The following is a 24423-nucleotide window of genomic DNA, read 5'->3' as shown; positions in this document are numbered from 1 at the left end:
GATGCTGCGGACATGAAGAACATGACGCAGGTCGCGGGCGGCAAGGACGACTTCCAGCTCGTGCACTATCTGACGCTCAAGGGCAGCCAGTTCGAGATCGGCCGGGCGCTCGCCGAGGAGGCGCGCCGGCTGGGCTGGGCGCCCACCCCCGGCGACCCGGTGGTCAACCGGGCCCGCCGTACGTGGTTCGAGCGGCACTGGCCGCAGCACCACGCCCGCATGGACGGCGCGGCGGCGACCCTGGGGCTCGACCCCGAGCAGGACGCGCTGGCCCTGGACGGGCTGAACTACGTCCCCGAGGGCTCCGGCTGCTCGGCCCTGTGGATCCCCCCGTCGGCGGCCCCGGACGGCCACGGCAGGGTGGGCCGCAACTACGACTTCTTCCCGTTGACCACCAGCGAGATCATGGGCCAGGAGCCCAAGCCGAACGAGCTGCCCATGGCCGCGCGCCCCTACGTCATCACGACGGTGCCCGACGAGGGGCTCTCCTCGACCGTGATCACGATGTCGGACCTCGACGGCTGCATGGACGGCATCAACTCGGCCGGTCTCGCGGTCATGCTGCTCATCGCGGACTTCTCCGCCGCCGCGCCGCCCGAGCACGTCTCTCCGCAGGTCGGGCTGGGCAGTGTGCAACTGCCCCGGTTCCTGGTCGACACCTGCGAGAACGTGGCGCAGGCCAAGCAGGCGCTGCTGGGCGCCAAGCAGTACGACCACGGACTGCTCCTGCACTATCTGGTGGCCGACGCGAACGGGGAGGCGTTCGTCTGGGAGCGCGGCAAGGACGGCAGCGAGCACATCATCGATCTCGGCGACGGCCCGCTCTGCGTGACGAACCACCCGCTGCACCGCCACCCCGACCCGATGAACCTGCCCGAGGACGACGAGCACAGCTTCAGGACGTTCGAACGGCTGCGTACGCTGCACGAGCGCAGCAAGGGCGCGACCATGTCACCGCAGGACCTGCGTGATGCCCTGCGCTCGGTCCGGCCGAAGGAGGACCCCGCCGTCCCCTTCCGCACGTTGTGGACCACGGTCTTCGACACCACGGACCGCACCCTGTCGACCAGCTTCTACCTGGGCGACGGGCCCCGCTACACCGAGGAACTGGTGTTCCACGGCTACGAGAGGTAGTCCTGGCGCACCTTTGAGCGTGACAGCTTGCCGGTGGGCGTACGCGGGAGCCGGTCGCGGTATTCGACCACCTTCGGATGCTTGAACCTGGCGATCCGCGCCTCGCAGTGCTCCAGCAGGGAGGCGGTCAGCTCGGGGCCCGGCGTGACACCCTCGGCGGGCTGGACGAGGGCGACCACGTTGTGGCCCCACTCCTCGTCGGGCACGCCGATGACGGCCACCTCCGCCACGGCGGGATGTTCGAGCAGCGCGGCCTCGATCTCGGCGGGGTAGATGTTCACCCCGCCCGAGACGATCAGGTCGGTACGCCGGTCGCACAGGAACAGGTAGCCGTCGGCGTCCAGGTAGCCGATGTCGCCCGGCGTGTACCACTCCCCGCGCATGCTGGCCGCCGTCTTCGCCGGGTCCTTGCGGTACTCGAACGTGCCCATGGCGGACTTGACGTAGATCATGCCGGGCTCGCCCGGCGGCAGCTCCTGGCCCGCCTCGTCGAGGATCTTGACCTCGAACGTCGGCGCGGGCCGGCCCACGGTTCCCGGCCTGGCCAGCCAGTCGTGCGGCTTGACGGCGAACGCGATGGTCGACTCGGTCGAGCCGTAGTACTCGTACAGGACCGGCCCCCACCAGTCCATGATCTGCCGCTTGACCGAGACCGGGCAGGCGGCGGCGGTGTGGATGACCTGGCGCAGGCTGGACAGGTCGTACTTGTTCCTGACGTCCTCGGGCAACCGCAGCATCCGGTGGAACATCGTGGGCACCATCATCGCGTTGGACACCTGGTAGCGCTCGATCAGCTCCAGGACGTTCTCCGGGTCGAACCTGGACGTGATCACCACCGTGTGCCCGAGGTGCAGGGCGAACTGCGCGTGCGCGCACGGCGCCGAGTGGTACATCGGCGAGGTCACCAGGTGCACCTCGGCGCCCGGCCGCAGGTCCACGACCTCGCCGAAGAACCACGTGTAGAGGGGCACGAGCGCCTCCGGCTCGGCCCCGGGCAGCGGCCGCTGCACCCCCTTGGGGAAGCCGGTGGTGCCGGAGGTGTACCACATGACCGCGCCGGCCGTGCGCTCGCCGGGCGCGGTGTCGGGCTGCCCGGCGGCCAGCCCGTCCGTCCCGATCTCGGCGCCGGGCATGGCGTGGTCGGGGCTGGTGACGACGAGCTTCGCGTCGCAGTCCTTCAGGATGTACGCCATTTCCGGCGCGGTCAGATGCCAGTTGACCGGCACGTAGTAGAGCCCGATCTGGCCGGTCGCCATGACCATGACGAGGGCGTCGATGCCGTTCGGCAGCACGCCCGCCACCACGTCACCGGTGCCGATCCCGCGTGCCCTGAGCCCATGGCACACCTGGTTCACCCGGGCGAGCAACGCCCCGTACGAGATCTCCGCGCCATCGGTGTCGATCACGGCCGTCCGGTCGGGATCGGCCGCGCCGATGGCGTAGAAGCCGGGAAGCCGGCCCACGTCCACACCAGAAGTGGTCTCCTGCGAATCCATCACACCACCAACTGCGCGAGACGAGCACGGTGGAGGCGGGGTGGGCCGAGGAGGACCTCGTCCGCCTTGGCTCGCTTGTAGAACAGGTGCGCGTCGTGCTCCCACGTGAAGCCGATGCCGCCGTGCAGCAGCAGATGGTCGCGGGCCACCTCGAAGCAGGCGCGGCCGACGTACGCCTGGGCGAGGGCGGCGGCGCCGGGCAGCTCCTCGGGCGCCTCGTCGGCGGCCCAGGCGGCGTATCGGACGATCGACTCGGCCTGTTCGAGCTTGCAGTGCATGTCGGCCAGCTTGTGCTTGACCCCCTGATAAGAGCCGATATAGCGGCCGAAGGCGACCCGTATCTTGGCGTAGGCGACGATGGCGTCCAGCGCCGCCCGCATCACGCCGAGCTGCTCGGCCGCCAGCGCCACGCACAACCGGTCCCGGATACCGGACTCCGGCGCCGGGCCGAGCACCCGGGCGGGCGCGCCCTCCAGGACCACCCTGGCCTGGCCACGGGTGAGGTCGAGCGTGTCGAGCGCGGTCCTGGTGACCCCGGGTCCGGACAGCTCCACGGCGACCAGGACCGGGGCGCCGCCGCCGTCCCGCGCGGGGGCCACCAGCACGTCGGCGTCCATGCCGCTGAGCACCTGCGCCGGCGTGCCGCTCACGGTGCCGTCGTCGCAGGAGAGCTCGGTCTCGGTGAACGTGGCCGTGATCCGGCCCTCGGCGATGCCGGCCAGCAGCTCCTTGTCGGCGGGGACGGCCGCCTGCCCGGCTGCGGCACCGCCGGTCAGGGCGATGGCCGCGAACGACGTGGCCAGGAACGGTCCCGGCAGCAGCGCCGCGCCCGTCTCCTCCAGCGCGACCGCCAGCTCGGCCAGGCCCGCGCCCGCGCCGCCGTACTCCTCGGGGATGATCAGCCCGGCCAGGCCGAGCTCGCCGTTCAGCCGGGCGTACACCTGGGGGTCGTATCCCTCGCGGACCTTGGGCAGCGGCGAGGCCGTGCGCAGGAAGCCGCGTACGGCCTCGCGAAGCTGTCGCTGCTCCTCACTGAGTACGAGCTTCACTCCTGCGTCCCCACCTTCAGCTCCTTGAACGGCATGGTCTTGTCGACCCGGGGCTCGGGCGGCAGGTTGAGCACCCGGTCGCCGACGATGTTGCGCATGATCTCGTTGGTGCCGCCGCCCAGGGACATGCCGGGCGCCAGCGAGATCGCCTGCGCCAGCGGGTGGTCCGCCAGCACGGACTCCGGGCCGACCAGCCGCGTGGCCAGGTCCGCCTGGAACAGGGTGAGCTCGGCCAGCAGCAGCTTGGCGGCGCTGCCCCGGGCGCCGGGGAAGATCCCGGCCCTGGTCTCCTGGGCCAGCCGCTGGTTGAACAGCGCCAGCGCCCGGCTGCGGATGTGCAGCTCGACGAGCTCGTCGCGGACCAGCGGGTCGCTCGTGTCGACGGTCTGGCGCAGCGTCTCGAACGAGGCCGGGTTGTCGCGCTGCCCGCCCATGCCGACGCCCGCCGAGATCGACAGCCGCTCGTGCAGCAGCGTCGTGACGGCCACGCTCCACCCGTCGTTGACCTCGCCCACGCGGTGCTCGTCGGGGATGGTGACGTTGTCGAAGAAGATCTCGTTGAAGTTGGACCTGCCGCTCATGTCCTTCAGCGGCCTGACCGTCACCCCGGGGTGGTGCATGTCCACCACGAACATGGTCAGCCCCCGGTGCTTGGGCACGTCCACGTCGGTACGGGCCAGCAGCAGCCCCCAGTCGGCGTGGTGGGCGACCGAGGTCCACACCTTCTGGCCGTTGACGATCCAGGTGTCGCCGTCGCGTTCGGCCCTGGTCTGCAGGCTGGCCACGTCGCTGCCGGCGCCCGGCTCGGAGAAGAGCTGGCACCAGATCTCCTCGCCGCGCAGCAGCGGCCGGACGAACCGCTCACGCTGCTCGTCGGTGCCCCGGTCGACCAGGGTCGGTCCGGTCATGCCGAGGCCGATGGAGAAGACGTAGGTGGGCAGAACGTAATCGCGGGCCTCGGCGGCGAAGGCGCGCTCCTCCGCCTGCGTCAGCCCCTGGCCGCCCCAGCGTTCCGGCCAGGTGATGCCGGAGTAGCCGGCGTCGTAGAGACGGGCCATGAACTCCTTGGCCCTGGCGACCCCGTCCGCCCCGGGGTCGTCGTGCGATGGAGCGTTCTCCTGGAGCCAGGCCCGGGCGGCGCGCCGATACTCTGCGAGGTCCACATCGTCTCCTTGGCATCAGTGCCCACTTACTCTAGTCAGCTCGCCGAACGAGGTACAGAGCATTGCTCTGGACGACTTTTTCACCCATTTTGTCGGTGGATCTCCGCAAATTTGAGCGCTAACCACTTAGTGTGATCACCTGGTCACAGGGGGATGGGGGCGTGATCACACGGCTGGGCCGGTCCATACGCGCGCGGCTGGCGATGTTCGCCAGTGCGGCCATGGCGGTGCTCTGCCTTGCGACCAGTTCGGTCCTGCTGCTGACCGTGCACAACACGGTGATCGACATCCGGACGAACCAGATGCTCAACGTCGCGCTGCGCGTGGTCCACCTGATCAAGCGGAACGAGCTGCCCCGCGTGGTCCGCCTCGACCTCCAGGGCCTCCAGGTCGTGGACAACAGGGGCCGCGTGGTGGCCTCGACGCCGAATCTGGTGGGCGCGCCCCGCCTGACCTCCGTGACCCCCGGCCTCTACAGCGCCAACCGCACCGGCGTGGTGTGCGGCCTGCCGCAGTTCTCCGGCGAGTGCCAGATCACGGTCGCCTTCCGCGTGTACGGGAACGACGGCCGCAGCGACTGGTTCGTCTACGCCTACGACACCCTGCCCCCCTGGTACGTCAGCCCCATGGTGATCGGCTTCCTGGCCGGCGTCTCCCTGTTCCTGGTGATGCTGACCTGGTTCGGCGTCTCGCGGGTGGTGGCCGGCACGCTGGCCCCGGTCAACCGCATCACCCGCAGGCTGGCGATGATCACCGCCGGCGACGCGACGATGCGCGTACCCGTGCCCCGCAACGCCGACGAGATCAAGGAGCTCGCCGAGACCGCGAACCAGATGCTCGCCCGGCTGGAGTCGGTGATGGAGCAGCAGCGCAGGTTCGCCTCCGACGCCTCGCACGACCTGCGCAGCCCGATCACGGCCATGCGTACCGAGCTGGAAGAGGCGCTGATCTCCCCGGACGAGACCGACTGGAGGCAGACCTGCTCCCGGTTGATGCTCAGCCTGGACCGGCTGCAGAACATCGTCACCGACCTGCTGACGCTGGCCAAGCTCGACGCCGGCGCGCCCGGCCGGCTCGAACCCGTGGACCTGGCCGACCTGGTCTCCGGTGAGACGACCAGGGCGCGCAGCAAGCGGGTGGTCACCTCGTTGCAGCCCGGGGTGATCGTCACGGGCGATCGCCTCAGGCTGGCCCGCCTGCTGACGAACCTGCTCGACAACGCCGAGCGGCACGCCGAGAGCACGATCACCGTGACGGTGCGCCAGGAGGGCGACGACGCCGTGATGGAGGTGGTCGACGACGGAGCGGGCATCGCGCCCCAGCTACGCGAGGTCGTCTTCAGGCGTTTCACCCGGCTGGACGCCTCGCGCAGCCGCGACGCCGGTGGCACCGGCCTGGGCCTGCCCATCGCCCGCGAAATCGCCAGGATCCACCACGGCACGCTGACGATCGAGGACTCGGAGGCCGGTGCCCGGTTCGTGCTGCGGATGCCGATACGGATGCGGTGATGGTGGGTAGCTAATGGTTTTGACCCTGACCAGGAACCCGGGCGGTCCGCTATTACCATGATCACCTGGACGTTCGCCGTGACGCGGGAGGCTCATGTAGGCACCACCGACGTTTATGCCCGATTTGTCCCACAGACATCAGATAACCAAAAGTTAGAGTTACTCGCTGTGACATCAGGTTTCAGCCGATTACGGCGCGAGGATTTGTTGCGGACGGCCTGCGAGGTGATCGCGGAACAGGGTTTCGGCCATACCAGGACCGTCGACATCGCCAAGGCCGCCGGCGTCAGCCAGGGGCTGCTCTTCTACCACTTCGAGACCAAGGAACGGCTGTTCGCGCAGGCCTTCACCTACGCGGCGCGGCTGCATCTCAACGCGCTGGGCGACATCGAGAGATCCCCGGACACGCCGTTCGACCGGCTGCGCACGCTGCTGCGGCTCTGCTCCCCCGCCGTGCCCACCGAGGGCTGGCGGCTGTGGATCGACGCGTGGTCCGAGGCCATGCGCAGCACCGAGCTGGAGCAGATCTCGCGCCGTATCGACGCCCAGGGCCGGCTGCTGCTCCGCGCGATCATCGAGGCCGGCGTGGCGTGCGGTGAGTTCGAGTGCGCGGATCCGGACGCGACGACGTGGCGCATCTTCGCGCTCATCGACGGGCTCGCGATCCAGACGCACGTCCACCCCAAGGTGCTGTCCCGGCGCAGGGTCAACCTCCTCATCCGTACGGCCGCCGCCGGCGAGCTCGGCCTGTCCGCCGACACGCTGTGATTCCCGCTCTTCCCGGCGCTATTGGATGCCGCGTACAATTAAGGTGTGGCGAGGAGAGGAGCGCACGCCATGGCATCCGCACCGAGCTCTACCGCCGCCGGCGAAGGGGCGGCGCGACGCGACGAGGTCGCGAGCAGGAGCGCCTACGAGGCGGTCATCGAACGCCTCTCGAAGGCGTCGGTGGACAAGCACTGGGAGCCGTACCGGGATATTCCGTGGGACGACCCGGAGTTCCTGGTGCGCCGGGCCGACCCGCGCTGGGAGCTGCCCGAGGTGGACCGGCTGGGCGGTCATCCCTGGTACCGGAGCCGGCCGCCCGAGGAGCGCGCGGCGATCGGGCTGTGGCGGGTGGCCACCGCCATGAAGATCGGCCTGCAGTTCGAGAACCTGCTCAAGCGCGGCCTGCTCAACTACGCCTACCGGCTGCCGAACGGGTCACCCGAGTTCCGGTACGTCTACCACGAGACCATCGAAGAGGGACATCACGGGATGATGTTCCAGGAGTTCGTGAACCGTACGGGCTTGCCGATCCGTGGCATGCCGCGGCCGCTGTCGGTGGTCGCGCAGGTGGCGCCGTGGATCCCGCTGATCTCGACCGAGCTGTTCTTCGTGTTCGTGCTGGGCGGCGAGGATCCCATCGACCACGTGCAGCGCAAGGTGCTGAAGGACGGGCGGGCGCACCACCCGCTGGAAGAGACGATCATGCGCATCCACATCGCGGAGGAGGCCAGGCACATCTCCTTCGCCCGGCACTACCTGCGGGACCGGGTGCCGCGTATGCCCGCGTACCGGCGTCTCATGCTGGGCGTCGCCGCGCCCATCGTACTCGGGGTGATGGCCCGGATCATGCTGGCGCCGCCCGGGGCGATGATCAGGCGCTTCGAGATCCCCTCCCGGGTGGTCTCCGAGGTCTACCGGCGCAATCCGGCGGCCAAGCGGGACATCCGCGACTCCGTGGGCAGGACGCGCGAGTTGTGCGCGGAGACCGGGCTGATCAACGGGTTGACCCGGCCGTTCTGGCGGGTCATGGGGATCTTCTGAGCGGCGCGTCCCCGGGTCGGAGGATAGGGCTTCCGGATGGGACCATGTACGGGTTCATGACGTGCGGGTTGTTCCAGGGAAGGCTCTGATCTTTGAGGCGGCTACTCACGGTCCTGCTGCTCACACTCGCCGCCGCGGGGGCCCTCCCCGCCCCGGCGCAGGCGCACAACGTGCTGGTCGGCAGCGATCCGAAGGACGGAGCCACGCTGGCGGCGTCCCCTGAGCGGGTGACGCTGGTGTTCGACCAGACGGTACGCCAGGGCTACGCGCGGGTCGGCGTGACGGGGGCGGACGGGTCCGGCTGGGCCGACGGGGACGTGGTGGTGGCCGCCGAGCGGGTGTCCGTGAAGGTCAGGCCGCTGCCCGCGGGCGGGTCGTACACGGTGGGCTACCGCATCCTGTCGGCCGACGGGCACCCGATCACCGGCAGCATCTCCTTCCGCCTGGCCCCGGACGCCACCAGCGCCACCGCCACCCCGGCGGCCCCGGCCTCCAGCGCCCCGGCAGCCCCAAGCTCCGGCGCGAGCTCCGGCGCGGCGGCGGCCCCGGGCTCCGGCGCGGAGGCCGCGGACACCGCGGACACCGCGGAAGCGGCGGAGGCGGCGGCGAACGGTGGGGCGGGGATGGCCGTGGTGTGGATCGTGGGGGCCCTGCTGCTGCTCGCGGCCGGCACCGTGGTCGCCCTGCGCCGCTCACGCTCGGACGAGGAGGCCCGGGCGTGACCGTCACCGCCCCGCCCCTCCCCCGGCAGCGCGTGGGCGGAGGGCTCGTCGCCGGCGCGTTCGGGGTCTGCGCGGTCGTTGCGGCCGTGGCGGCGAGCTCGTTCACCGCGCAGGAGGCCGTGCCCGGCATTCCCATGCCCGGCCCGCTGGTGACGGTCGGCCTGCCGGTCGTGCGGGTGCTGCTCGACCTGGCCGCCGTCGCCGTGGTCGGGCTGAGCCTGCTGCCCAAGCTGCTCGGGTTCGACGCCCCCGACCGGACGGAGCCGGTCATGCGGCGGGTCCGGCCGGCGGCCGTGACCGCCGCTTGGGCCTGGGCGATCTGCGCGCTGCTCACCATCGTGCTCCAGACGGCCGAGCTGAACGCCGGGACCGTGCCGACGTTCGACATGATCGCCGAGTACGTCGGAAATGTCGGCACCGGCCAGGGCCTGCTGTTCAGCGCGGCGTGCGCGCTGGCGGCCGCGGGCATCGGGCTGATGGCGGTGCGGTTCGGCGAGAAGGTGCCGGCCGAGCTGCGGGTGATCGTGGGGCTGTTCGGGCTGCTGCCGATCCCGGTCACCGGCCACGCGGTGAACTCGGTCTGGCACGACCCCATCATGATCTCTATGGAGATCCACGTGATGGGCGCGGCGGCCTGGGCCGGCGGGCTGGCGGCCACGGCCGTGTTCGTGGCCCCGCAGCGGGAGCTGCTGGCCGTGGTGCTGCCCAGGTTCTCCAGGATCGCCACCGTGTGCCTGCTGGCGGTGGGGCTGTCCGGTCTGATCAACGGGCTCGCCACGATGGCGCTCACGCCGGGCGTGACCCTCCCCGGCGCGATCGTGACCAGCCACTACGGGCTGCTGATCGTGGTCAAGACGGTGCTGGTGGCGGCGCTGGTGCCGCTGGCGGCGCACATCCGCTTCCGCCTCCTGCCCGCCGTGCGCGAGCGCCGGGCCACCGCCCTGGTGGGCTGGGCGGCGGCCGAGCTCGCGGTGATGGGACTGGCCTACGGCGTCGCGGTGGCGCTCACCAGGGCCTCGATCGCCTGACCACGCGGTGGGGCGGCCGGTGACGGGCACCCTGGGCCTGCGGTGGGGCGGGCACCTGGGCCTGCGGTGGGGCGGGCATCCGGACCTATGGGGAGGCGGTAGTGGCGACCCGGGGGCTACGGGGTGGCGGGGGCGGGCACGGGACGGGGGCCGACGGGCCCGGTCGCGCGTCTGGCCACCATCCACTCGACGGCCAGCCAGGCGACCAGCAGGCCGACCCCGGCCCAGACGGCCGACGACATGACCAGGGGAGGCGCCCCGAGCAGGCCCCGCTGGCCCATGAGCGTGCCGTACACCGTTCCCATGATCGCGCTCTGTGCCGCCAGCGCCCCGTAGGCGGCGGCCGTCACTCCGATCGACCCCAGCACCGCCCGCGCCACCGGCTGCCGCACCAGGAACGCCACGTCCACCAGCAGCCCGCCGACGACCAGGAAGAGCGGCACCGCCGACGGCGGGAACCCGGTGTAGGTCAGCAACGGCCAGAGCACGACCCGGACGCCCACGTAGCCGCCCGCCACGAGGGTGGCGGCGCCGAACCTGCCGATCAGCGACCGCGCGATGACCAGCACCGCCAGCCCGACGACCACCGCGTAGACGGGATAGAGGAAGTCGGGCACCGGCAGCGCGAAGCCCGTCATCGTGGTCCGGTCCACCGGCCGCCCCAGCTGGTCGGCCGCGAACCGCAGCAGGATCGGCTCGGCGTAGGTGGCCTGGTTGTCCCAGGCGCCGATCGACAGGATGCCGTATTCCTGGTGCTGCTCGGGAAAGTGCACGTTCTCCAGGACGAAGGCGAAGAACACCCCCAGCACGACCGTGCGTTCCCGCCCGGGCGGCGCGCCCATGAACCAGCCCCGGACGACGCCGACGACCATGAAGAGCGTTCCGACGTAGAGCATGATGTGCGACGGGCTCCACGAGGTGATGTCGAGCCCGTTCACGCGGTGGTTGATCAGGTCGAGCGGGACCGCGACGAGGAAGATCCCGGTGCCCCACTGGATCAGCCTGAGCGCGGCCTTGTCCACGCCGTAGCCCGTGTAGCCGTGGATCACGGTCAGGGTGACGGCGAGCACCGTACCGACGGAGTTGAGCAGGTGGGGCGGGGCGAGGTCGTCACGCAGCCACTTGAAGTGCCACGAGACGTCCCACGCGGCGCCGAGCACCTTGAGCGTGAACGCCACCAGCCAGCCGTAGTAGAGCACCCGGAACAGGTCCTGCGGCGTGTCGCGTCCCGCCGGTCCCCGGGTCCAGTACGGCAGGGCCCAGGCGGCGGCCTTCTTGATCGATGCTGGAGCTTTCACGGGAGAGAATCTTACGGTCCCAGGGAACGCCGGCCCGCGAGCCCCTAATTGCGTGGAGCGCGGCTCCCCCACCCTGCCACAATCCCGATCATGTCCTTTGCGATCAGGAAAGCCTCACCGGAGGACGCGGCGGGAATCGAGGCGGTGCGGATCGCCACGTGGCGCGTCGCCTATCGCGGCGTCATGCCGGACCCGTTCCTCGACGGGCTGGAGGTCCGGCCGGAGGAGTTCTCCACGGGCATGGGCCGGGCCCTGATGGCGGCCTCCACCGAGGAGCTGTCGTCGTCCGGTCACGCCGAGGTCGGGTTGTGGGTGCTGGCGGACAATCCCCGGGCCCGGCGGTTCTACGAGCGGTTCGGGTTCACGCTGTCGGGGCGGACGAAGATGTGGCCCGATCCACCGCTGGAGGAGCTCCACTATCGGATGACGCTCGCAGCGAATACATGAGGGGGATCCGCGGGGCGCCCTCCGGGAGACGGTGTTCGGCGCCGTCGGCGACCAGCGTGCCGAAGCGCTGGAAATAGGTGCGATCGTGCTCGTGCACGAACTCGACCCGCAGCCCCGCCGCCGCGACCGCGCTGACGACCTCGCCCAGGCCGTGCTGGAACTGCACGGAGGTCTGGTGCTCCAGCACCCCCTCCCCCGTGTACGTGTGCGGCTCCTCCCAGACGTGCGGGCCGCGGTCGAAGTAGTCGTAGGTGACGGTGGTGCCCGTCGCGTCGTCCATGATGTCGGCGAACGGGTGGAACTCCGCCAGATAGAGGAATCCGCCGGGTGCGAGCAGGGCGGCGACGGTCTCGGCCCAGCGGGTGAGGTCGGGCAGCCACACCAGCGCCCCGAGGCCGGTGTAGACGATGTCGTACGTCCGGCCGAGCGCCTCCACCGCGTCATGGACGTCCGCCGTGACGAACCGCGCCGGGATGCCGCACTCGGCGGCGATGGCCCTGGCCTGCGCGATGGCGGCGTCCGAGAAGTCCAGGCCGGTCACCTCGGCGCCGAGCCTGGCCCAGGAGAGGGTGTCGAGGCCGAAGTGGCACTGCAGGTGCGCCAGGCGGCGGCCTGCCACGTCGCCGACCTCCGCCAGCTCGAACGGCCGCAGCGGGTTGCGGCCCGCCTTGAAGCCCGCGACATCGTAGAAGTCGCTGCCGACGTGGATCGGGACTCTGGCGTTCCAGTTGGCCCGGTTCACCGGCAGATAGTCCATGGGGGCGAGCTTAGGCGATCACGATCGGCGGCGGCTCAGGCGTACGGGGAGGTGTTTGAGGCCGTTCTGGAAGTTGGAGGTGAGGCGGCGCGGCGGGCCCGCCGGCTCGACGTCCCAGCCGAGCAGCTCCTTGAAGACCGAGCGGAGCTGGGCGCGGGCCAGGTGGGCGCCGAGGCAGAAGTGCGGGCCGAAGCCGAAGCTGACGTGGTCGTTCGGGGTGCGGGTGATGTCGAAGCGGTCCGGGCCGGGGAAGACCGACGGGTCGCGGTTGGCGGCGGCGTGGTAGACGACGACCTTCTCGCCCGCGCGGATGCGCACCCCGCCGAGGGTGAGGTCGCGGGTGGCGGTGCGGCGGAAGTCCATGACGGGCGGCCAGTAGCGGAGTATCTCCTCGACGGCGGAGTCCAGCAGGGAGGGGTCCGCGCGCAGGCGGGTCAGCTCGGCGGGGTGCTGGAGGAGGCTGAGCAGCCCGCCGGGGATGCCGTTGCGCAGGGTCTCGTTCCCGGCGACGGCGAACAGGAAGAACATGTTCTCGAACTCGACCTCCGTCAGGCCGCCCCGCCGCATGGCCGACATGACGGATTCGTCGTCCAGCGGGGTGGCAGCGAGCGCGTGCGCGTAGGCGTACATGTCGGCCAGCGCAGCCCTCGACCGCGGGTTCCTGCCGGGCTCGAACTCCGGCCTCGACGCGACGGCCAGGCGGCCGAGCGGGGTCAGGGACTCGATGTCGGCCGTCGACAGGCCCGCGTAGTCGGCGTCCTGGTAGCCGATCACCCGCGACGCCCAGTCGTACAGCAGCCGCCTGTCCCGCGCAGGCACCCCCATGACGTGGGCCAGCGTCCAGACGGGCAGGTCGGCGGCCACCTCCACGAAGTCGCACTCGCCCCCGTCGCGATGACCGGCGAACAGCGCCGCCGCCCGCTCGGCGATCGTGCGCTCCAGCGCGCGCACCGCCCGCGGGGTGAAGGCCGCCGCCACGATCCGGCGCAGCCTGGAGTGCCCCGGCGGGTCCATGTTCAGCATCATGTCCTGGACGAAGGCCAGGTCGGAGGGGGTGTCAGGGTCGCGGATCTGGGTGGCGCCCAGGTGCGAGGAGAAGTCCTCCGGGGTGCGCAGGACGTGCTTGACGTCGGCGTGCCGGAACACTCCCCAGTAGCCGGGGCCCTCCCGCCACGGCCCGACCGCGGGCTCGGGAATCCAGCACACCGGGGTTTCCGCCCTGAGCCGGGCGAACAGGTCGTAAGGGACGCCGGTCTCGTAGGTGGACGGCAGGAACACCTCGACCGCGGACCGCCCCGAACCCGCCACCACCGACATGCCGTCTCCTCCCGCTTCCGTTCCACCTTCGCCCACCGCCCGCGCCCACGCATAGTCCTCGCCCGGCGCGGCGTGCATGATGGGCGCGTGACTCCCGCAGACGCACAGGCGATCCTCCAGGACTACTTCGCCCCCTGGGTCCAGCAGCTCGGACTGCGCGTGGAGGAGGTGGGCGAACGCCATGCCCTCGTCCGGCTGCCCTGGTCCGACGACCTGGCCAGGGAGGGCGGCGGGCTGTCCGGCCAGGCGATGATGGCGGCCGCCGACACGGCCACGGTCGTCGCCATCTCGTCGGCGCGGGGCGGGTTCGTGCCGATGACCACGGTGCAGCAGTCCACGACGTTCCAGCGGCCGGTGGTGGGCAAGGACGTCATGATCGACGTCCGCATCACCAAGCTGGGCCGGACGCTGGCCTTCTCCGAGATCACCCTCACGGTGGCGGGCGGCGACGAGACGGTGGCCCGGGCCGCCACGGTCTACGCCATCCTGGGCTGACTCGCGCTTACCTGACGGGTAATCGCCACGGTGCACGGTTCCGCGGAAGACTCCCCACGACAGACCGGTACGGCAACACCAGGAGAGTCATGACCCGCGACACCGTGGAAGAACTGCTGCGCAGGATCGGCGGGGGCGACCCCGACCGGACCGCCGAGCTCTTCGCCGACGAGATCGACTGGCAGCTCAACTGGCCGGCCGAGGGGCATCCGGCGGTGCCGTGGATCCGACCGCGTACCGGCCGGCGGGACATGGCCGAGCACTTCCGCCTGCTGGATGCGCACCACGTGCCCGAGCTGGACGGCACCACGGTGGAGCGGATCCTGGTGGACGGGAAGGACGCGGTGGTGACCGGCGAGCTCGTGCGCACCGCCAGGGCCACGGGCAAGGCGTTCACGTGCGCCTTCGCCCTTCACCTGACGATCGAGGACGGCCTGGTCACGCGGTTCTACCTCTATGAGGACAGCCTCTCGGTGTTCCGGGCCCACACGGGGGGCGACGCCGGCGCCGATTCGTGATCGCCCCCGCGAAAGGTCCCGGGTGAGCCGCGTCTCAGGGATCTCTCAGGTGCCCAAAGTAGGCTCACCGCATGAAGCGTGTGGCCGCGCTGGTCGTGGCACTCGCCCTCATCGGGGTGACGGCGTGGCTGGTGTGGCCGTCTGCTGCTGATGTGCGAGGCCAGGACCAGAGGATAAGCGTCGTCGATGGACCTTCCGACGACCAGCGTGTGGACCTCGACACGACGTTCTTCCCGCCACCGGGTGGCGGGAAGGCGCCCGCCGTGTTGATCGCCCACGGCTTCGGCGGCAGCAAGCAGAGCGTGCGGGACCAGGCGATCCGCGTCGCCCAGGCCGGTTACGCCGTGCTGACGTGGTCGGCCCGCGGCTTCGGCCGCTCGACCGGCCAGATCGCGCTCAACTCTCCCGACTACGAGGTCAAGGACGTCAAGCAGCTGATCGACTGGCTGGCCAAGCGTCCCGAGGTCCGGCTCGACGCCGCGGGCGACCCGCGCGTGGGCATCGCGGGCGGCTCGTACGGCGGCGCCATCGCCCTGATGACGGCGGCCTACGACCATCGGATCGACGCGATCGTCCCCCAGATCACCTGGTCCGACCTGGCCGACGCCCTCTTCCCCAACGCGGCCGTCGAGGGCCCGCCCGTCCAGGGCGCGACCGGGCAGAACGCGGCCGGGCAGGCAGCCGAGGGCGGCGTCTTCAAGCGGATGTGGGCGGGCATCTTCTTCGGCCAGGGCGTCTCGCTCGACAACCTGGCCACGTCCCTGGGCGGCGGTCGCGAGCAGGCCGCCGCGCCGCTGACCGCCGAGCAGGCCCGCTGCGGCCGGTTCCTGCCCGAGATCTGCGAGGTCTACCAGCAGGTGGCCCAGACTGGCAGGGCGACCCCGGAGGCCGTGGCCCTGCTGCGCGAGTCGAGCCCGATCACCGTGGCCGGCCGCATCAAGGCGCCCACCCTGCTCCTGCAGGGCCAGCGCGACTCGCTGTTCCCGCTCGCCCAGGCCGACGCGAACGCCAGGGCGATCGCCGCCGCGGGCACCCCGGTCAGCCTGGCCTGGTTCGACGGCGGGCACGACGGCGGCGACGGCGAGATCGACTGGCTGCACGAGCAGTCGACGGCCTGGTTCGACCGTTACCTGAAGGGCGACGGACCGGCCGGGGCGGCACCGCCGGTGAGCGCGTTCACGGTGACCCGGGACGGTGGCCGCGACCCCGGCACCCGCCAGCGCATCCGCCTGCACCCCGAGGCGGCGTCATACCCCGGCCTGCTGGGCACCGACACCACCACCGTGCGGCTGAGCGGCCCCCAGCAGAACATCGCCAACCCGCCCGGCGGCGCGCCCGCCTCGATCTCGGCGGTGCCCGGCATCGGCGGCCTGCTGGGCGGCGCGAACAACCCGGGCGTGTCGATCGACATGCCGGGGCAGAGCGCCGCGTTCGAGTCCCCGCCGCTCAGCGCCCCGCTCCAGCTCACCGGCACCGCCACCGCGAGGATCAAGGTGTCGGGCGAGGGCGAGGCGACGTTGTTCGCGAAGCTGTACGACGTCGCCGACAGCGCCCAGCCACCCATCCTGCCCGCCGGGCTGGTGGCCCCGATCCGAGTGACGATCCCGGAGGACACCGGCAGCGTGGAGGCCACGATCACCCTGCCCGCCGTCGACCACGACTTCGCCGCCGGCCACCGGATCCGCCTGGTCGTGACCACGACCGACATGGGTTACGCGACGCCCGCCGCGCCCGCCGCGTACCAGGTCTCCCTGGCCGCGCCCACGCTGGCGGTCCCCACGGTGCGGACGCTGGCCGCCGCCCCGGCCGGGGTGGCGTGGTGGGTCTGGGCGATGCCGCTGGCGGCCGTGGTGATCGCCGCCGGGATCCTGGCGACGGGCCGTACGGGCTCCCGGCGCCGCCGCGTGCCCGTCACCGCCGGCTCGCCCGGCGTGAACGGCCAGGCGCACGACGGGCCCGCGACCGCCCCGGAGCAGGGCGAACCGGACCGGGACTTGCCGCTGGAGATCAGCGGGCTGACCAAGGCGTACCGGAACGGCGAGCTGGCCGTCGACGGGCTGTCGTTCCGGGTCGAGCGGGGCCAGGTCCTCGGCCTGCTCGGGCCGAACGGCGCCGGCAAGACGACCACGATGCGGATGATGATGGGCCTCATCCGGCCGGACGCGGGCGAGATCCGGATCTTCGGCGAGCGGGTGACGCCGGGCGCGCCCGTCCTGTCCAGGCTCGGGTCGTTCGTCGAGGGACCTGGGTTCCTGCCGCATCTGTCCGGCCGGGACAACATCGAGCTGTACTGGGCCGCCACCGGACGCCCCGCCGCCGACGCCCGCTTCGACGAGGCCCTGGAGATCGCGAACCTGGGCAAGGCGCTGGAACGTGCCGTCCGCACCTACTCGCAGGGCATGCGGCAGCGGCTGGCCATCGCGCAGGCCATGCTCGGCCTGCCGGACCTGCTCGTGCTCGACGAGCCCACGAACGGCCTCGACCCGCCCCAGATCCGCGAGATGCGCGAGGTGCTCCAGCGCTACGCCCGCGACGGCCGTACCGTGATCGTCTCCAGCCACATGCTGGCCGAGGTCGAGCAGACCTGCAGCCACGTCGTGGTCATGCAGCGGGGGCGCCTGGTCTCGACCGGGCCGGTGTCGAGCCTGCTCGGCTCGGCCCGGTCGGGACCAGGCGCCGCGAACGGGCACGGGCCGCGCCTGGAAGACGTGTTCCTCGACCTCATCGGAGACAAGTCATGACCGCCGCGCCGGGCTACGCGCCCCGCCGTACGCTGCCGCTGCGAGTGGAGATCGTCAGGCAGTTCAAGCGGCGCCGGACGCTGGCCATGTTCGGGTTGCTGCTGGCGTTGCCGTGGGTGCTGGTGATCGCGTTCCAGTTCGGGCCTCAGCCCAGCGGGCAGGCGGCGTCGTCGCTGCGCATCTCGGACCTCGCCACCGCGAGCGGCCTGAACTTCGCCGCCTTCGCCCTGTCGGTGTCGGCCAGTTTCCTGCTGGTGGTGGCGGTGGCGCTGTTCTGCGGCGACACCGTGGCCAGCGAGGCGAACTGGTCGTCGCTGCGCTATCTGCTGGCGGCCCCGATCCCGCGCGACCGCCTGCTGCGGCAGAAGCTGATCGTGGCGCTAGGCTACTCCGCCGCTGCCGTGATCTGCCTGCCGCTGATGGCGCTGCTGGCGGGCACGGTGGCCTTCGGCTGGAACGACATCCAGGTCCCCGGCACGGGCGAGCTGATCCCGGCCTTCGACATCCTGCCGAGGTTCGGCATCGTCATCGGGTATGCGCTGGTCAGCCAGCTCGTGGTGGCCGCCCTGGCCTTCCTCGTCTCCACCATGACCGACTCCCCGCTGGGCGCGGTGGGCGGCGCGGTGGGCCTGTGGATCGTCTCCACCATCCTCCAGGCCGTCGAGGCGCTGGGCACGCTGCGCGAATTCCTGCCCACCTTCTGGAACAACGCCTGGCTCGACGCCCTCTCCCCCGAGCTGGACTGGAGCGGCATGGTCAAGGGCGCCTCGGTGTCGGTCACGTACGCGGTCATCCTCATGGCCGTCGCCTTCCGCCGCTTCCGCGTCAAGGACGTGGTCAGCTAGCGCCGCGAAGGTGACCGCAACACACCCACCCACAGGCCCCTGACCAGCCCTAACCTGGCAACGTGGACAGTAGTCGCCTGTTGGGGGAGTTCTTGCGCGCCCGGCGCCAGGCCATCACGCCGGAGTGGGCCGGCCTGGCCGACGGCTTCCGCCGCACGCCGGGGCTGCGCCGCGAGGAAGTGGCCGTCCTGGCAGGCATCAGCACCGACTACTACGCCCGTCTGGAGCAGGGCCGCGAGCGCCACCCGTCCGAGCAGCTGCTGCGGGCCCTGGCCCGGGTCCTGAACCTCGGCTCCGACGCCACGGCGCACCTGTACGAGCTCGCCTACCCCGAGCGCCGCCAGAGCCCGGTGAGCCGGGATCCGGCCCAGATCAGCCCCCACCTGCTGCGGCTCATGGAGAGCCGGCCGTTCCCCGCCGTGGTGTGCGACCGCCGCCAGGACGTGCTCGCCCACAACCGGCTCTTCCCCCTGCTCTACGCGAACGGCCGGCACCTGGGCAACCTGCTCCGTCTGGTGTTCCTGGACCCCGTCGCACGCGAGTTCTACCTCGACTGGGAGGACGTCGCCCGGGCCAGGGTGGCCGCCCTGCGCGCCTCGGCGGGGGCGGACCTCAACTCCCCGCGCATGGTCTCGCTGGTCGAGGAGCTCAGCAGGGGGAGCGAGGACTTCGCCAGGCTCTGGGCCTGCCACGAGGTGATCGGCGAGACGAGCGCCATCAGGCGCGTGCGCCACCCCGTGGTCGGCGACATGATCTTCGCCTACGAGGCGTTCAGCCCGCAGGCCGCCGACGGCCAGCACCTGATCATGCTGCATCCGGAGCCCGGCAGCGTGACCGAGCGCCGCCTGGCCCTGCTCGACCCGTCGGGCGCGCCTGAACCCGAACTGCTTCCCTAGCTCCAGTGCGGCGGCTTGTTCTCCAGGTAGAACGCGTCCGGGTCGGCCTCCGGGTAGTCGCCCCAGCCCTCGTCCAGGTCGTCGGCCGTCTGTTCGGGTAGAAATTCCTTCACGGCGAACATGCTACCTAGGCGTACAAACCCATACCGACCGTGTCCGCCGCTCCACGGACAGGCCGCGAACGCGGCGGTACGATGCCAGTGCAGGTGTCGCCTATCCCCCGTGAGGCATGCCCATGGCCACCCCCACCGGCTGGCAGCGAGAAGGCAACCTTCCGGCCGAGCTCACCAGCTTCGTCGGCCGGACCCGCCTCCTCGCCACCCTCAAACGGCACCTGAGCGAGTCCCGCCTGGTGACCGTCACCGGCATCGGAGGGGTCGGCAAGTCCCGTACCGTGTTGCGGCTGGCGCATCAGGTGCGCCCGCAATATCCCGACGGCGTGTGGTTCGCCGACCTGGCCCGGCTGCAGGACGCGGGCATGGTCAAGCACACCATCTCCTCCGCGCTCGGCATCGCCGACCAGTCCCAGCGCACGGAGTCGGAGTCGCTGTCGGAGTGGGTGGGCGAGCGCGACATGCTGCTCATCATCGACACGTGCGAGCACCTGGTGCAGGGATGTGCCGAGCTGGTGCAGGAGCTGCTGGAGGCGGCGCCCAACCTGAAGGTGCTGGCCACCAGCCGGCAGTCGCTCAATCTGCCCTTCGAGCACGTCGTCCCCGTGCCGCCGCTCCAGGTGCCCGGCGAGGATCCCGACGAGAGCCTGTTCACCAACGAGTCCGTGCAGTTGTTCGCGGCCCGGGCCGGGGCCAGCGTGCCGGACTTCACGCTCGACGAGGACAACATCGGGACCGTGGCCGAGCTGTGCCGGCGGCTCGACGGCATCCCGCTCGCGATCGAGCTGGCCGCCGTGCGGCTGCGGGCCCTGTCCGTGGACCAGATCCTGGGACTGCTGGCCGACCGGTTCAGCCTGCTGGCGGGTGCGAGCCGCACCGCGCTGCCGCGGCACCAGACGCTGCGGGCGGCCATCGGCTGGAGCCACGAGCTGTGCGAGCCCGCCGAGCGGCTGCTGTGGGCGCGGCTGTCGGTGTTCGCCGGGGACTTCGAGCTCGACGCGGCCCGGTTCGTGTGCGCCGACGGGCGGCTGCCCTCCGAGGAGATCACCGATCTGGTCGCCGGGCTGGTGGAGAAGTCGATCCTGCTGATCAGGAGCAACCACGCCGGCGTCCGCTACAAGCTGATCGACACCCTGGCCGAATACGGCGAGGAGTGGCTGGACAAGCTCGGCCAGACTGAGCAGATACGCCAGCGACATCTGGACTACTATCTGAGCCTGGCCCAGCGCAGCGAGGACGCCTGGTCCGGGCCGCGGCAGATCTACTGGTTCGTCCGGATGCGGCAGGAGCACGACAACGTCCGGGTGGCGCTGGAGCACGCGCTGAGGACCCCCGGCAAGTCGGCGCAGGCGCTGACCCTGCTGTCGTCGCTGTGGTTCATGTGGGTGTGCTGCGGGTTCGCCCGCGAAGGACGCCTCTACCTGGAGCGGGCGCTGCAGGCCAATCCGGCCGTGAGCAAGGAGCGCTGCAAGGCGCTGTGGGTGCTGTCCTACGTCAAGAGCGCCCAGGGTGACAGCGCGGGAGCGCTGAAGGCGGCCGAGATGTGCAGCAACGAGGCCGTCCAGGTCGGCGATTCCCGGGCGGTGATCCTGGCTTCGAAGATGCAGGGCACGGCGGCGCTGCTCCAGGGCGACCTGCAGAAGGCGAGCGCGCTGCTCGGCGTGGCGATCGAGTTCAACACCGACAACAAGGAGCTCAACCCCGGCCTGCTGCCCGCCATCGTCGAGCTGTCGATCGTGCTGACGGCGCAGAACGAGCTCTACGAGGCCGAGTCGCTGCTGCAGGACTGCCTCCAGGTGTGCAAGGAACGCGGCGAGCTGTGGGTCAGCTCCCACGCGCAGTGGGCGCTGGCGGGCACCAGGCTCGCGGCCGGGCGGCCCGAGGACGCGCTGCAGAACGCCAGGGAGGGGCTGCGGATCAAGCGGCACTTCCACGACACGCTCGGCACCCTGCTGGCGCTGGAGACGGCCGCGCGGATCCTCGCCTCCCGTGACGACCTGGTCAACGCGGCCCGGCTGCTGGGGGCGCTGCAGCAAAACTGGAAGACCGCGGGATTGCCGCAGCTGGGCGCGCCGTGGATGACCGACGACCACGACGCCTGCGTCCGTGAATGTGTGCGGCGGATGGGCGAGCTGGCCTACAAGAACGCCTTCGAGGAGGGGGCGAGACTCGATCTCGACGAGGCGTCCGACGTCGCGTTGGGCGAGCAGCTGGACCCGGACGCCTCAGCCGAGAGCTGACGGAGGGGGCCTCAGACGGCGTGGGACCAGCGGGTGTCGTCGGGCCAGGCCTGCACGTAGCGCGCGCTTCCCAGGGAGAACGCGATGTGCCCGCGCACCCAGTGTTCGAGGCCGCGGACATATTTGCGGACCGGCAGCGAGGCCCACCGGTCTAGGGCGGCGCGCCGGGCCTGGAACGCGCCGATCACCTCGTTGTGCATGAGTGAGACCTCGATCAGCGCGTCCTGGATCGAGTGGGTCTTGTGCGTGGCCAGCACCGTGACGAGATTGTGCCGCGCCTTGTCGTTTCGGCGTTCCTTCGCGTACGAGAGCAGGTCGTTGTCCCAGCCGATCAGGTCGCACGCCATATCGGACAGCGCGCGCACGTCGGGGTGGTGCCACTCCTCCGCTTCTAAGCGGTAACCACCGCCGGCGTCGATGAGGGCGAAACAGGTGTACGTGGCCCCGGTGATGCGGCGCATCAGGATGTAGTCCTCGGGGGTGGGGATGAGATCGACCTCGCGGTTGGCCGCCTCCCAGACCTGGGCGAACAGGTACTCCTTCACCGTGATCCGCCACCGGTCCACCTGTGCGGGGGTCGCGGCTTCGCAGATCCGGTGCAGGAGCTCGTTGAGCGCGAGGCCGAACGGGTCGTCGGCGTCCGGCTTCCGGCGGTCGTCAAGGATCTCGAGGAGCGGCGGCAGTGCCCGGGCCAGGGCCGAGGCCCGGTGTCCCATCGACTCGCCCTCGCAGAACGCGTCGTCGAACGCGAAGAGCCAGTTGTACCAGTCGTTGAGCAGCCGAAGACTTTCCCGGGGCACGGTCGGATTGGTCCGCGCCGCGAGCAGGCCGATCTTCGAGCGCCTGAAGTGTTCGATCGTCTCGCCATTGAGCATGTTGGAGGCGGCCAGCCATGCGTGGCTCTCCGCGTCGACCTCCGAGGCATGCACGTTGATCTCGCTGGGGAACGGACATGGCAGCGGAGGGATGTGGAGCGGTCGCCTACTGAAGGAGTGCGCAGAAGTAGCCACGCCAACCAGCATGACTATGGGCCCCTCGAAAGACCACAGTCGCCAAGTTCATGGCATTTTATACTTATTTCATACTATGAAGTGTTTTGCGTGAACCATTAGGTGAACTGCTCATTCGCGAACATTCGCGCCGTACCCATCGCGCACTGGGTGCCGGCGGCCGGATCCGCACCGGCGTCGAGCAACGCCCCTGACCACGGCGGACTCCTTCCTGAACACGGCGCGCGCCAGCGGCGTCCGACCGCGGCCGTTGATCCGGCCGGGATCCGTCCCGCATGATACGAGCATCCGGACGGTCTCGCCGTGACCGTAATAGGCCGCCGGCATCAGCAAAGTGTCACCTTTGCCGTTGGTCAGGTCGGCCGGCACCCCGGCCCCAACACCAGATCGCAACGATTCGGTGTCCCCCGCCCTGGCCAGGTCGAACGCCCTGGCGGCGAACTCCTGGAGCTCCGGGTCCGCGTTCATATGCCCCATTCCCCCTAGATAGGGTGCCGTGCACGGAATCGTTGCGACTCGCCGTAGGTTCTGGAGATGAGTACCTAAGGAAAGGCTGTCCAGAAGTGTTCGACCCGACGGATCTCTACAAGCTCGCAGACGACGCGCCCGAGCTGGCCGATCCGGTGCTGCTGTACCACTTCGACGGATTCGTCGACGCGGGTGGCGCCGGACGCCTCGCGCTGGGCCATCTGCTGGCCGAGCTGGAGCACCGGGTCGTGGCGACGTTCGACGTTGACCGGTTGCTCGACTACCGGTCTCGGCGGCCCATCATGACCTTCGACACCGACCGCTGGGTCGAGTGCGAGAGCCCGGAACTGACCATTCACGCCGCGAACGACTCGACCGGAACGCAGTTCCTGCTGATGAGCGGGCCCGAGCCCGACCGGGAGTGGGAGCTGTTCACCCAGGCGGTGACCGCGCTGGTGCGGCGGCTGGGGGTGAGCAAGCTGGTGACGCTGCACGGCATCCCGATGGCCGTCCCGCACACCCGTCCGCTCGGCATCACGATGCACGCCAGCCGCCCCGAGCTGATCAACTCGCAGACGAGCGTGTTCGGCCGGGTACAGGTGCCCGGCAGCGTCGCGGCGCTGCTGGAGCTCCGGCTGGGCGCACAGGGCCACGACGCGCTGGGGTACGCGGTGCACGTGCCGCACTACCTCTCGCAGGCGGAATACCCGACCGCCGCCGTCACGGCCCTGGAGGCGGTGACGCGGGCCACGGGGCTGGTGTTCCCCATGGACGCGCTGCGCGACGCCGCCCGGCGCACGACCACGGAGATCGAGGAGCAGATCCAGGCCTCCAGCGAGCTGTCCACCGCCATCACCGGGCTGGAGCAGCAGTACGACGCGTTCGCGGGCGGCGCGGAACGCGAGAACCTGATGGCCGAGACGACGCCCATGCCCACGGGGGACGAACTCGCCGCCCAGTTCGAGCGCTTCCTCGCCGAGCGCGATGATGAATGACCATTTCCTCTGATACGGCGGAGCCAAGCCGGCCGCAATGCCAGGAACTTTAGGGGTCTGGCGCGGCGGTTGTCTGTGGTGTTTGCGCTGGTGGAGCGAGCTTTCGCTGATGAGGTTGAGGGTGAAGGACGGTGAGGGTGTAGGTGGCGTTGCGTGCTATGGGGGTGGTGTGTTGATGCCGTGAGGGATAGGAGCCGAAGACCTTCCACAGGGCGCGGGGATAGATGCGGCCGAGGCGGTACGGGTTGAGGTGGCGGGGATCGAGGATGGTGGCTTCGATATCGGCCAGGGTGGTTGCCGGGTGGGTGTGGGCGATTCGGACGGCGTTCAGGGTGCGGGTGAAGCTGATGCGGTCGGGGTCGAGGCGGCCGGCG

The 24423-nt window shown here is 70.7% G+C and carries 23 protein-coding genes; 14 read left to right on the top strand and 9 right to left on the bottom strand.

Annotated features, from left to right (window positions below):
• Positions 1 to 12 precede the first annotated feature (12 nt).
• Positions 13 to 1134: a C45 family autoproteolytic acyltransferase/hydrolase gene (locus tag BLS95_RS03320; RefSeq protein WP_218135578.1), complete on the top strand. Its 1122-nt coding sequence runs from the start codon at positions 13 to 15 to the stop codon at positions 1132 to 1134.
• Here BLS95_RS03320 and BLS95_RS03315 read toward each other — a convergent pair.
• From BLS95_RS03315 to BLS95_RS03305, 3 genes are read right to left on the bottom strand one after another with little or no spacing between them, the layout of a single operon-like run.
• Positions 1122 to 2630: an AMP-binding protein gene (locus tag BLS95_RS03315; protein ID WP_090929237.1), complete on the bottom strand. Its 1509-nt coding sequence runs from the start codon at positions 2628 to 2630 to the stop codon at positions 1122 to 1124. The two genes, BLS95_RS03320 and BLS95_RS03315, sit on opposite strands and share 13 nt — an antisense overlap.
• Complete coding sequence (locus tag BLS95_RS03310; protein ID WP_090929235.1) at positions 2630 to 3679, bottom strand: acyl-CoA dehydrogenase family protein; 1050 nt, start codon at positions 3677 to 3679, stop codon at positions 2630 to 2632. Before BLS95_RS03310 ends, BLS95_RS03315 begins: the two co-directional genes overlap by 1 nt.
• A complete protein-coding gene (locus tag BLS95_RS03305) occupies positions 3676 to 4842 on the bottom strand; it encodes an acyl-CoA dehydrogenase family protein (protein ID WP_090929233.1) in 1167 nt (388 codons plus the stop codon). Before BLS95_RS03305 ends, BLS95_RS03310 begins: the two co-directional genes overlap by 4 nt.
• A gap of 161 nt (positions 4843 to 5003) precedes the next feature.
• Between BLS95_RS03305 and BLS95_RS03300 the strand changes: the two genes are divergently transcribed.
• The 5 genes from BLS95_RS03300 to BLS95_RS03280 all read left to right on the top strand — a co-directional run bounded on the left by BLS95_RS03300 (position 5004) and on the right by BLS95_RS03280 (position 9909).
• Positions 5004 to 6350 (top strand): sensor histidine kinase, encoded by a 1347-nt coding sequence (locus BLS95_RS03300; RefSeq protein ID WP_245764802.1) that lies wholly within the window; start codon positions 5004 to 5006, stop codon positions 6348 to 6350.
• A gap of 168 nt (positions 6351 to 6518) precedes the next feature.
• Positions 6519 to 7118: a TetR/AcrR family transcriptional regulator gene (locus tag BLS95_RS03295; protein WP_245764801.1), complete on the top strand. Its 600-nt coding sequence runs from the start codon at positions 6519 to 6521 to the stop codon at positions 7116 to 7118.
• A 69-nt stretch (positions 7119 to 7187) separates the two neighbouring features.
• Positions 7188 to 8159, top strand: a complete 972-nt coding sequence (locus BLS95_RS03290) for an AurF N-oxygenase family protein (RefSeq protein ID WP_090929229.1) — start codon at positions 7188 to 7190, stop codon at positions 8157 to 8159.
• 92 nt (positions 8160 to 8251) lie between these two features.
• Positions 8252 to 8881: a copper resistance CopC family protein gene (locus tag BLS95_RS03285; protein WP_090929227.1), complete on the top strand. Its 630-nt coding sequence runs from the start codon at positions 8252 to 8254 to the stop codon at positions 8879 to 8881.
• Positions 8878 to 9909, top strand: a complete 1032-nt coding sequence (locus BLS95_RS03280) for a copper resistance D family protein (protein ID WP_090929221.1) — start codon at positions 8878 to 8880, stop codon at positions 9907 to 9909. Before BLS95_RS03285 ends, BLS95_RS03280 begins: the two co-directional genes overlap by 4 nt.
• A 116-nt stretch (positions 9910 to 10025) precedes the next feature.
• On the opposite strand, the gene BLS95_RS03275 is transcribed toward BLS95_RS03280, so the two are convergent.
• The gene (locus BLS95_RS03275; protein ID WP_245764800.1) at positions 10026 to 11207 is read right to left on the bottom strand and encodes a hypothetical protein; all 1182 of its coding nucleotides are present in this window, start codon (positions 11205 to 11207) and stop codon (positions 10026 to 10028) included.
• A 90-nt stretch (positions 11208 to 11297) separates the two neighbouring features.
• Between BLS95_RS03275 and BLS95_RS03270 the strand changes: the two genes are divergently transcribed.
• A complete protein-coding gene (locus tag BLS95_RS03270; RefSeq protein ID WP_090929220.1) occupies positions 11298 to 11654 on the top strand; it encodes a GNAT family N-acetyltransferase in 357 nt (118 codons plus the stop codon).
• Here the strand turns inward: BLS95_RS03270 and BLS95_RS03265 are convergent.
• A complete protein-coding gene (locus BLS95_RS03265) occupies positions 11569 to 12411 on the bottom strand; it encodes a class I SAM-dependent methyltransferase (protein ID WP_090929218.1) in 843 nt (280 codons plus the stop codon). The two genes, BLS95_RS03270 and BLS95_RS03265, sit on opposite strands and share 86 nt — an antisense overlap.
• 18 nt (positions 12412 to 12429) lie before the next feature.
• Positions 12430 to 13728 (bottom strand): cytochrome P450, encoded by a 1299-nt coding sequence (locus tag BLS95_RS03260; RefSeq protein WP_090929216.1) that lies wholly within the window; start codon positions 13726 to 13728, stop codon positions 12430 to 12432.
• Between the two features lie 87 nt (positions 13729 to 13815).
• On the opposite strand from BLS95_RS03260, the gene BLS95_RS03255 reads away from it, so the two are divergent.
• From BLS95_RS03255 to BLS95_RS03230, 6 genes are all read left to right on the top strand, one after another.
• Positions 13816 to 14223 carry a PaaI family thioesterase gene (locus BLS95_RS03255; RefSeq protein WP_090929215.1) on the top strand — a complete coding sequence of 136 codons (408 nt, stop codon included), beginning with the start codon at positions 13816 to 13818 and terminating at the stop codon, positions 14221 to 14223.
• Positions 14224 to 14312: 89 nt separating this feature from the next.
• The gene (locus BLS95_RS03250; RefSeq protein ID WP_090929213.1) at positions 14313 to 14741 is read left to right on the top strand and encodes a nuclear transport factor 2 family protein; all 429 of its coding nucleotides are present in this window, start codon (positions 14313 to 14315) and stop codon (positions 14739 to 14741) included.
• 71 nt (positions 14742 to 14812) lie between these two features.
• Positions 14813 to 17482 carry a CocE/NonD family hydrolase gene (locus tag BLS95_RS03245; RefSeq protein WP_090929211.1) on the top strand — a complete coding sequence of 890 codons (2670 nt, stop codon included), beginning with the start codon at positions 14813 to 14815 and terminating at the stop codon, positions 17480 to 17482.
• Positions 17479 to 18327, top strand: a complete 849-nt coding sequence (locus tag BLS95_RS03240) for an ABC transporter permease (protein ID WP_090929209.1) — start codon at positions 17479 to 17481, stop codon at positions 18325 to 18327. Before BLS95_RS03245 ends, BLS95_RS03240 begins: the two co-directional genes overlap by 4 nt.
• A gap of 62 nt (positions 18328 to 18389) precedes the next feature.
• On the top strand, positions 18390 to 19223 hold the full coding sequence (locus tag BLS95_RS03235) for a helix-turn-helix transcriptional regulator (RefSeq protein ID WP_090929207.1): 834 nt from the start codon (positions 18390 to 18392) through the stop codon (positions 19221 to 19223).
• Positions 19224 to 19458: 235 nt separating this feature from the next.
• Positions 19459 to 21576, top strand: a complete 2118-nt coding sequence (locus BLS95_RS03230) for an ATP-binding protein (protein ID WP_090929206.1) — start codon at positions 19459 to 19461, stop codon at positions 21574 to 21576.
• Positions 21577 to 21587: 11 nt separating this feature from the next.
• Here BLS95_RS03230 and BLS95_RS03225 read toward each other — a convergent pair whose 3' ends face one another.
• Together BLS95_RS03225 and BLS95_RS03220 are read right to left on the bottom strand one after the other, a co-directional pair.
• Positions 21588 to 22505: a terpene synthase family protein gene (locus BLS95_RS03225; protein WP_090929204.1), complete on the bottom strand. Its 918-nt coding sequence runs from the start codon at positions 22503 to 22505 to the stop codon at positions 21588 to 21590.
• 192 nt (positions 22506 to 22697) lie between these two features.
• Positions 22698 to 23054 carry an ankyrin repeat domain-containing protein gene (locus tag BLS95_RS03220; RefSeq protein WP_245764799.1) on the bottom strand — a complete coding sequence of 119 codons (357 nt, stop codon included), beginning with the start codon at positions 23052 to 23054 and terminating at the stop codon, positions 22698 to 22700.
• 95 nt (positions 23055 to 23149) lie between these two features.
• On the opposite strand from BLS95_RS03220, the gene BLS95_RS03215 reads away from it, so the two are divergent.
• Positions 23150 to 24049, top strand: a complete 900-nt coding sequence (locus BLS95_RS03215) for a proteasome assembly chaperone family protein (RefSeq protein ID WP_090929202.1) — start codon at positions 23150 to 23152, stop codon at positions 24047 to 24049.
• A 49-nt stretch (positions 24050 to 24098) separates the two neighbouring features.
• Here the strand turns inward: BLS95_RS03215 and BLS95_RS55385 are convergent.
• A partial coding sequence (locus BLS95_RS55385; protein ID WP_176992999.1) for a hypothetical protein occupies positions 24099 to 24423 on the bottom strand: 325 nt, incomplete at its 5' end.

The organism is Nonomuraea jiangxiensis, from assembly GCF_900099965.1.
Classification (GTDB): Bacteria; Actinomycetota; Actinomycetes; order Streptosporangiales; family Streptosporangiaceae; genus Nonomuraea; species Nonomuraea jiangxiensis.
Note: the sequence above shows the minus strand (reverse complement) of the source record. Positions and strands in the feature narration are given on the sequence as shown.

Excerpts from the sequence above, each read along its gene's own strand:
- BLS95_RS03320 (WP_218135578.1), top strand. The coding sequence starts at position 13 with ATGAAGAACATGACGCAGGTCGCGGGCGGCAAGGACGACTTCCAGCTC.
- BLS95_RS03315 (WP_090929237.1), bottom strand. The coding sequence starts at position 2,630 with ATGGATTCGCAGGAGACCACTTCTGGTGTGGACGTGGGCCGGCTTCCC.
- BLS95_RS03290 (WP_090929229.1), top strand. The coding sequence starts at position 7,188 with ATGGCATCCGCACCGAGCTCTACCGCCGCCGGCGAAGGGGCGGCGCGA.
- BLS95_RS03270 (WP_090929220.1), top strand. The coding sequence starts at position 11,298 with ATGTCCTTTGCGATCAGGAAAGCCTCACCGGAGGACGCGGCGGGAATC.
- BLS95_RS03265 (WP_090929218.1), bottom strand. The coding sequence starts at position 12,411 with ATGGACTATCTGCCGGTGAACCGGGCCAACTGGAACGCCAGAGTCCCG.
- BLS95_RS03260 (WP_090929216.1), bottom strand. The coding sequence starts at position 13,728 with ATGTCGGTGGTGGCGGGTTCGGGGCGGTCCGCGGTCGAGGTGTTCCTG.
- BLS95_RS03250 (WP_090929213.1), top strand. The coding sequence starts at position 14,313 with ATGACCCGCGACACCGTGGAAGAACTGCTGCGCAGGATCGGCGGGGGC.
- BLS95_RS03245 (WP_090929211.1), top strand. The coding sequence starts at position 14,813 with ATGAAGCGTGTGGCCGCGCTGGTCGTGGCACTCGCCCTCATCGGGGTG.
- BLS95_RS03240 (WP_090929209.1), top strand. The coding sequence starts at position 17,479 with ATGACCGCCGCGCCGGGCTACGCGCCCCGCCGTACGCTGCCGCTGCGA.
- BLS95_RS03230 (WP_090929206.1), top strand. The coding sequence starts at position 19,459 with ATGGCCACCCCCACCGGCTGGCAGCGAGAAGGCAACCTTCCGGCCGAG.
- BLS95_RS03220 (WP_245764799.1), bottom strand. The coding sequence starts at position 23,054 with ATGAACGCGGACCCGGAGCTCCAGGAGTTCGCCGCCAGGGCGTTCGAC.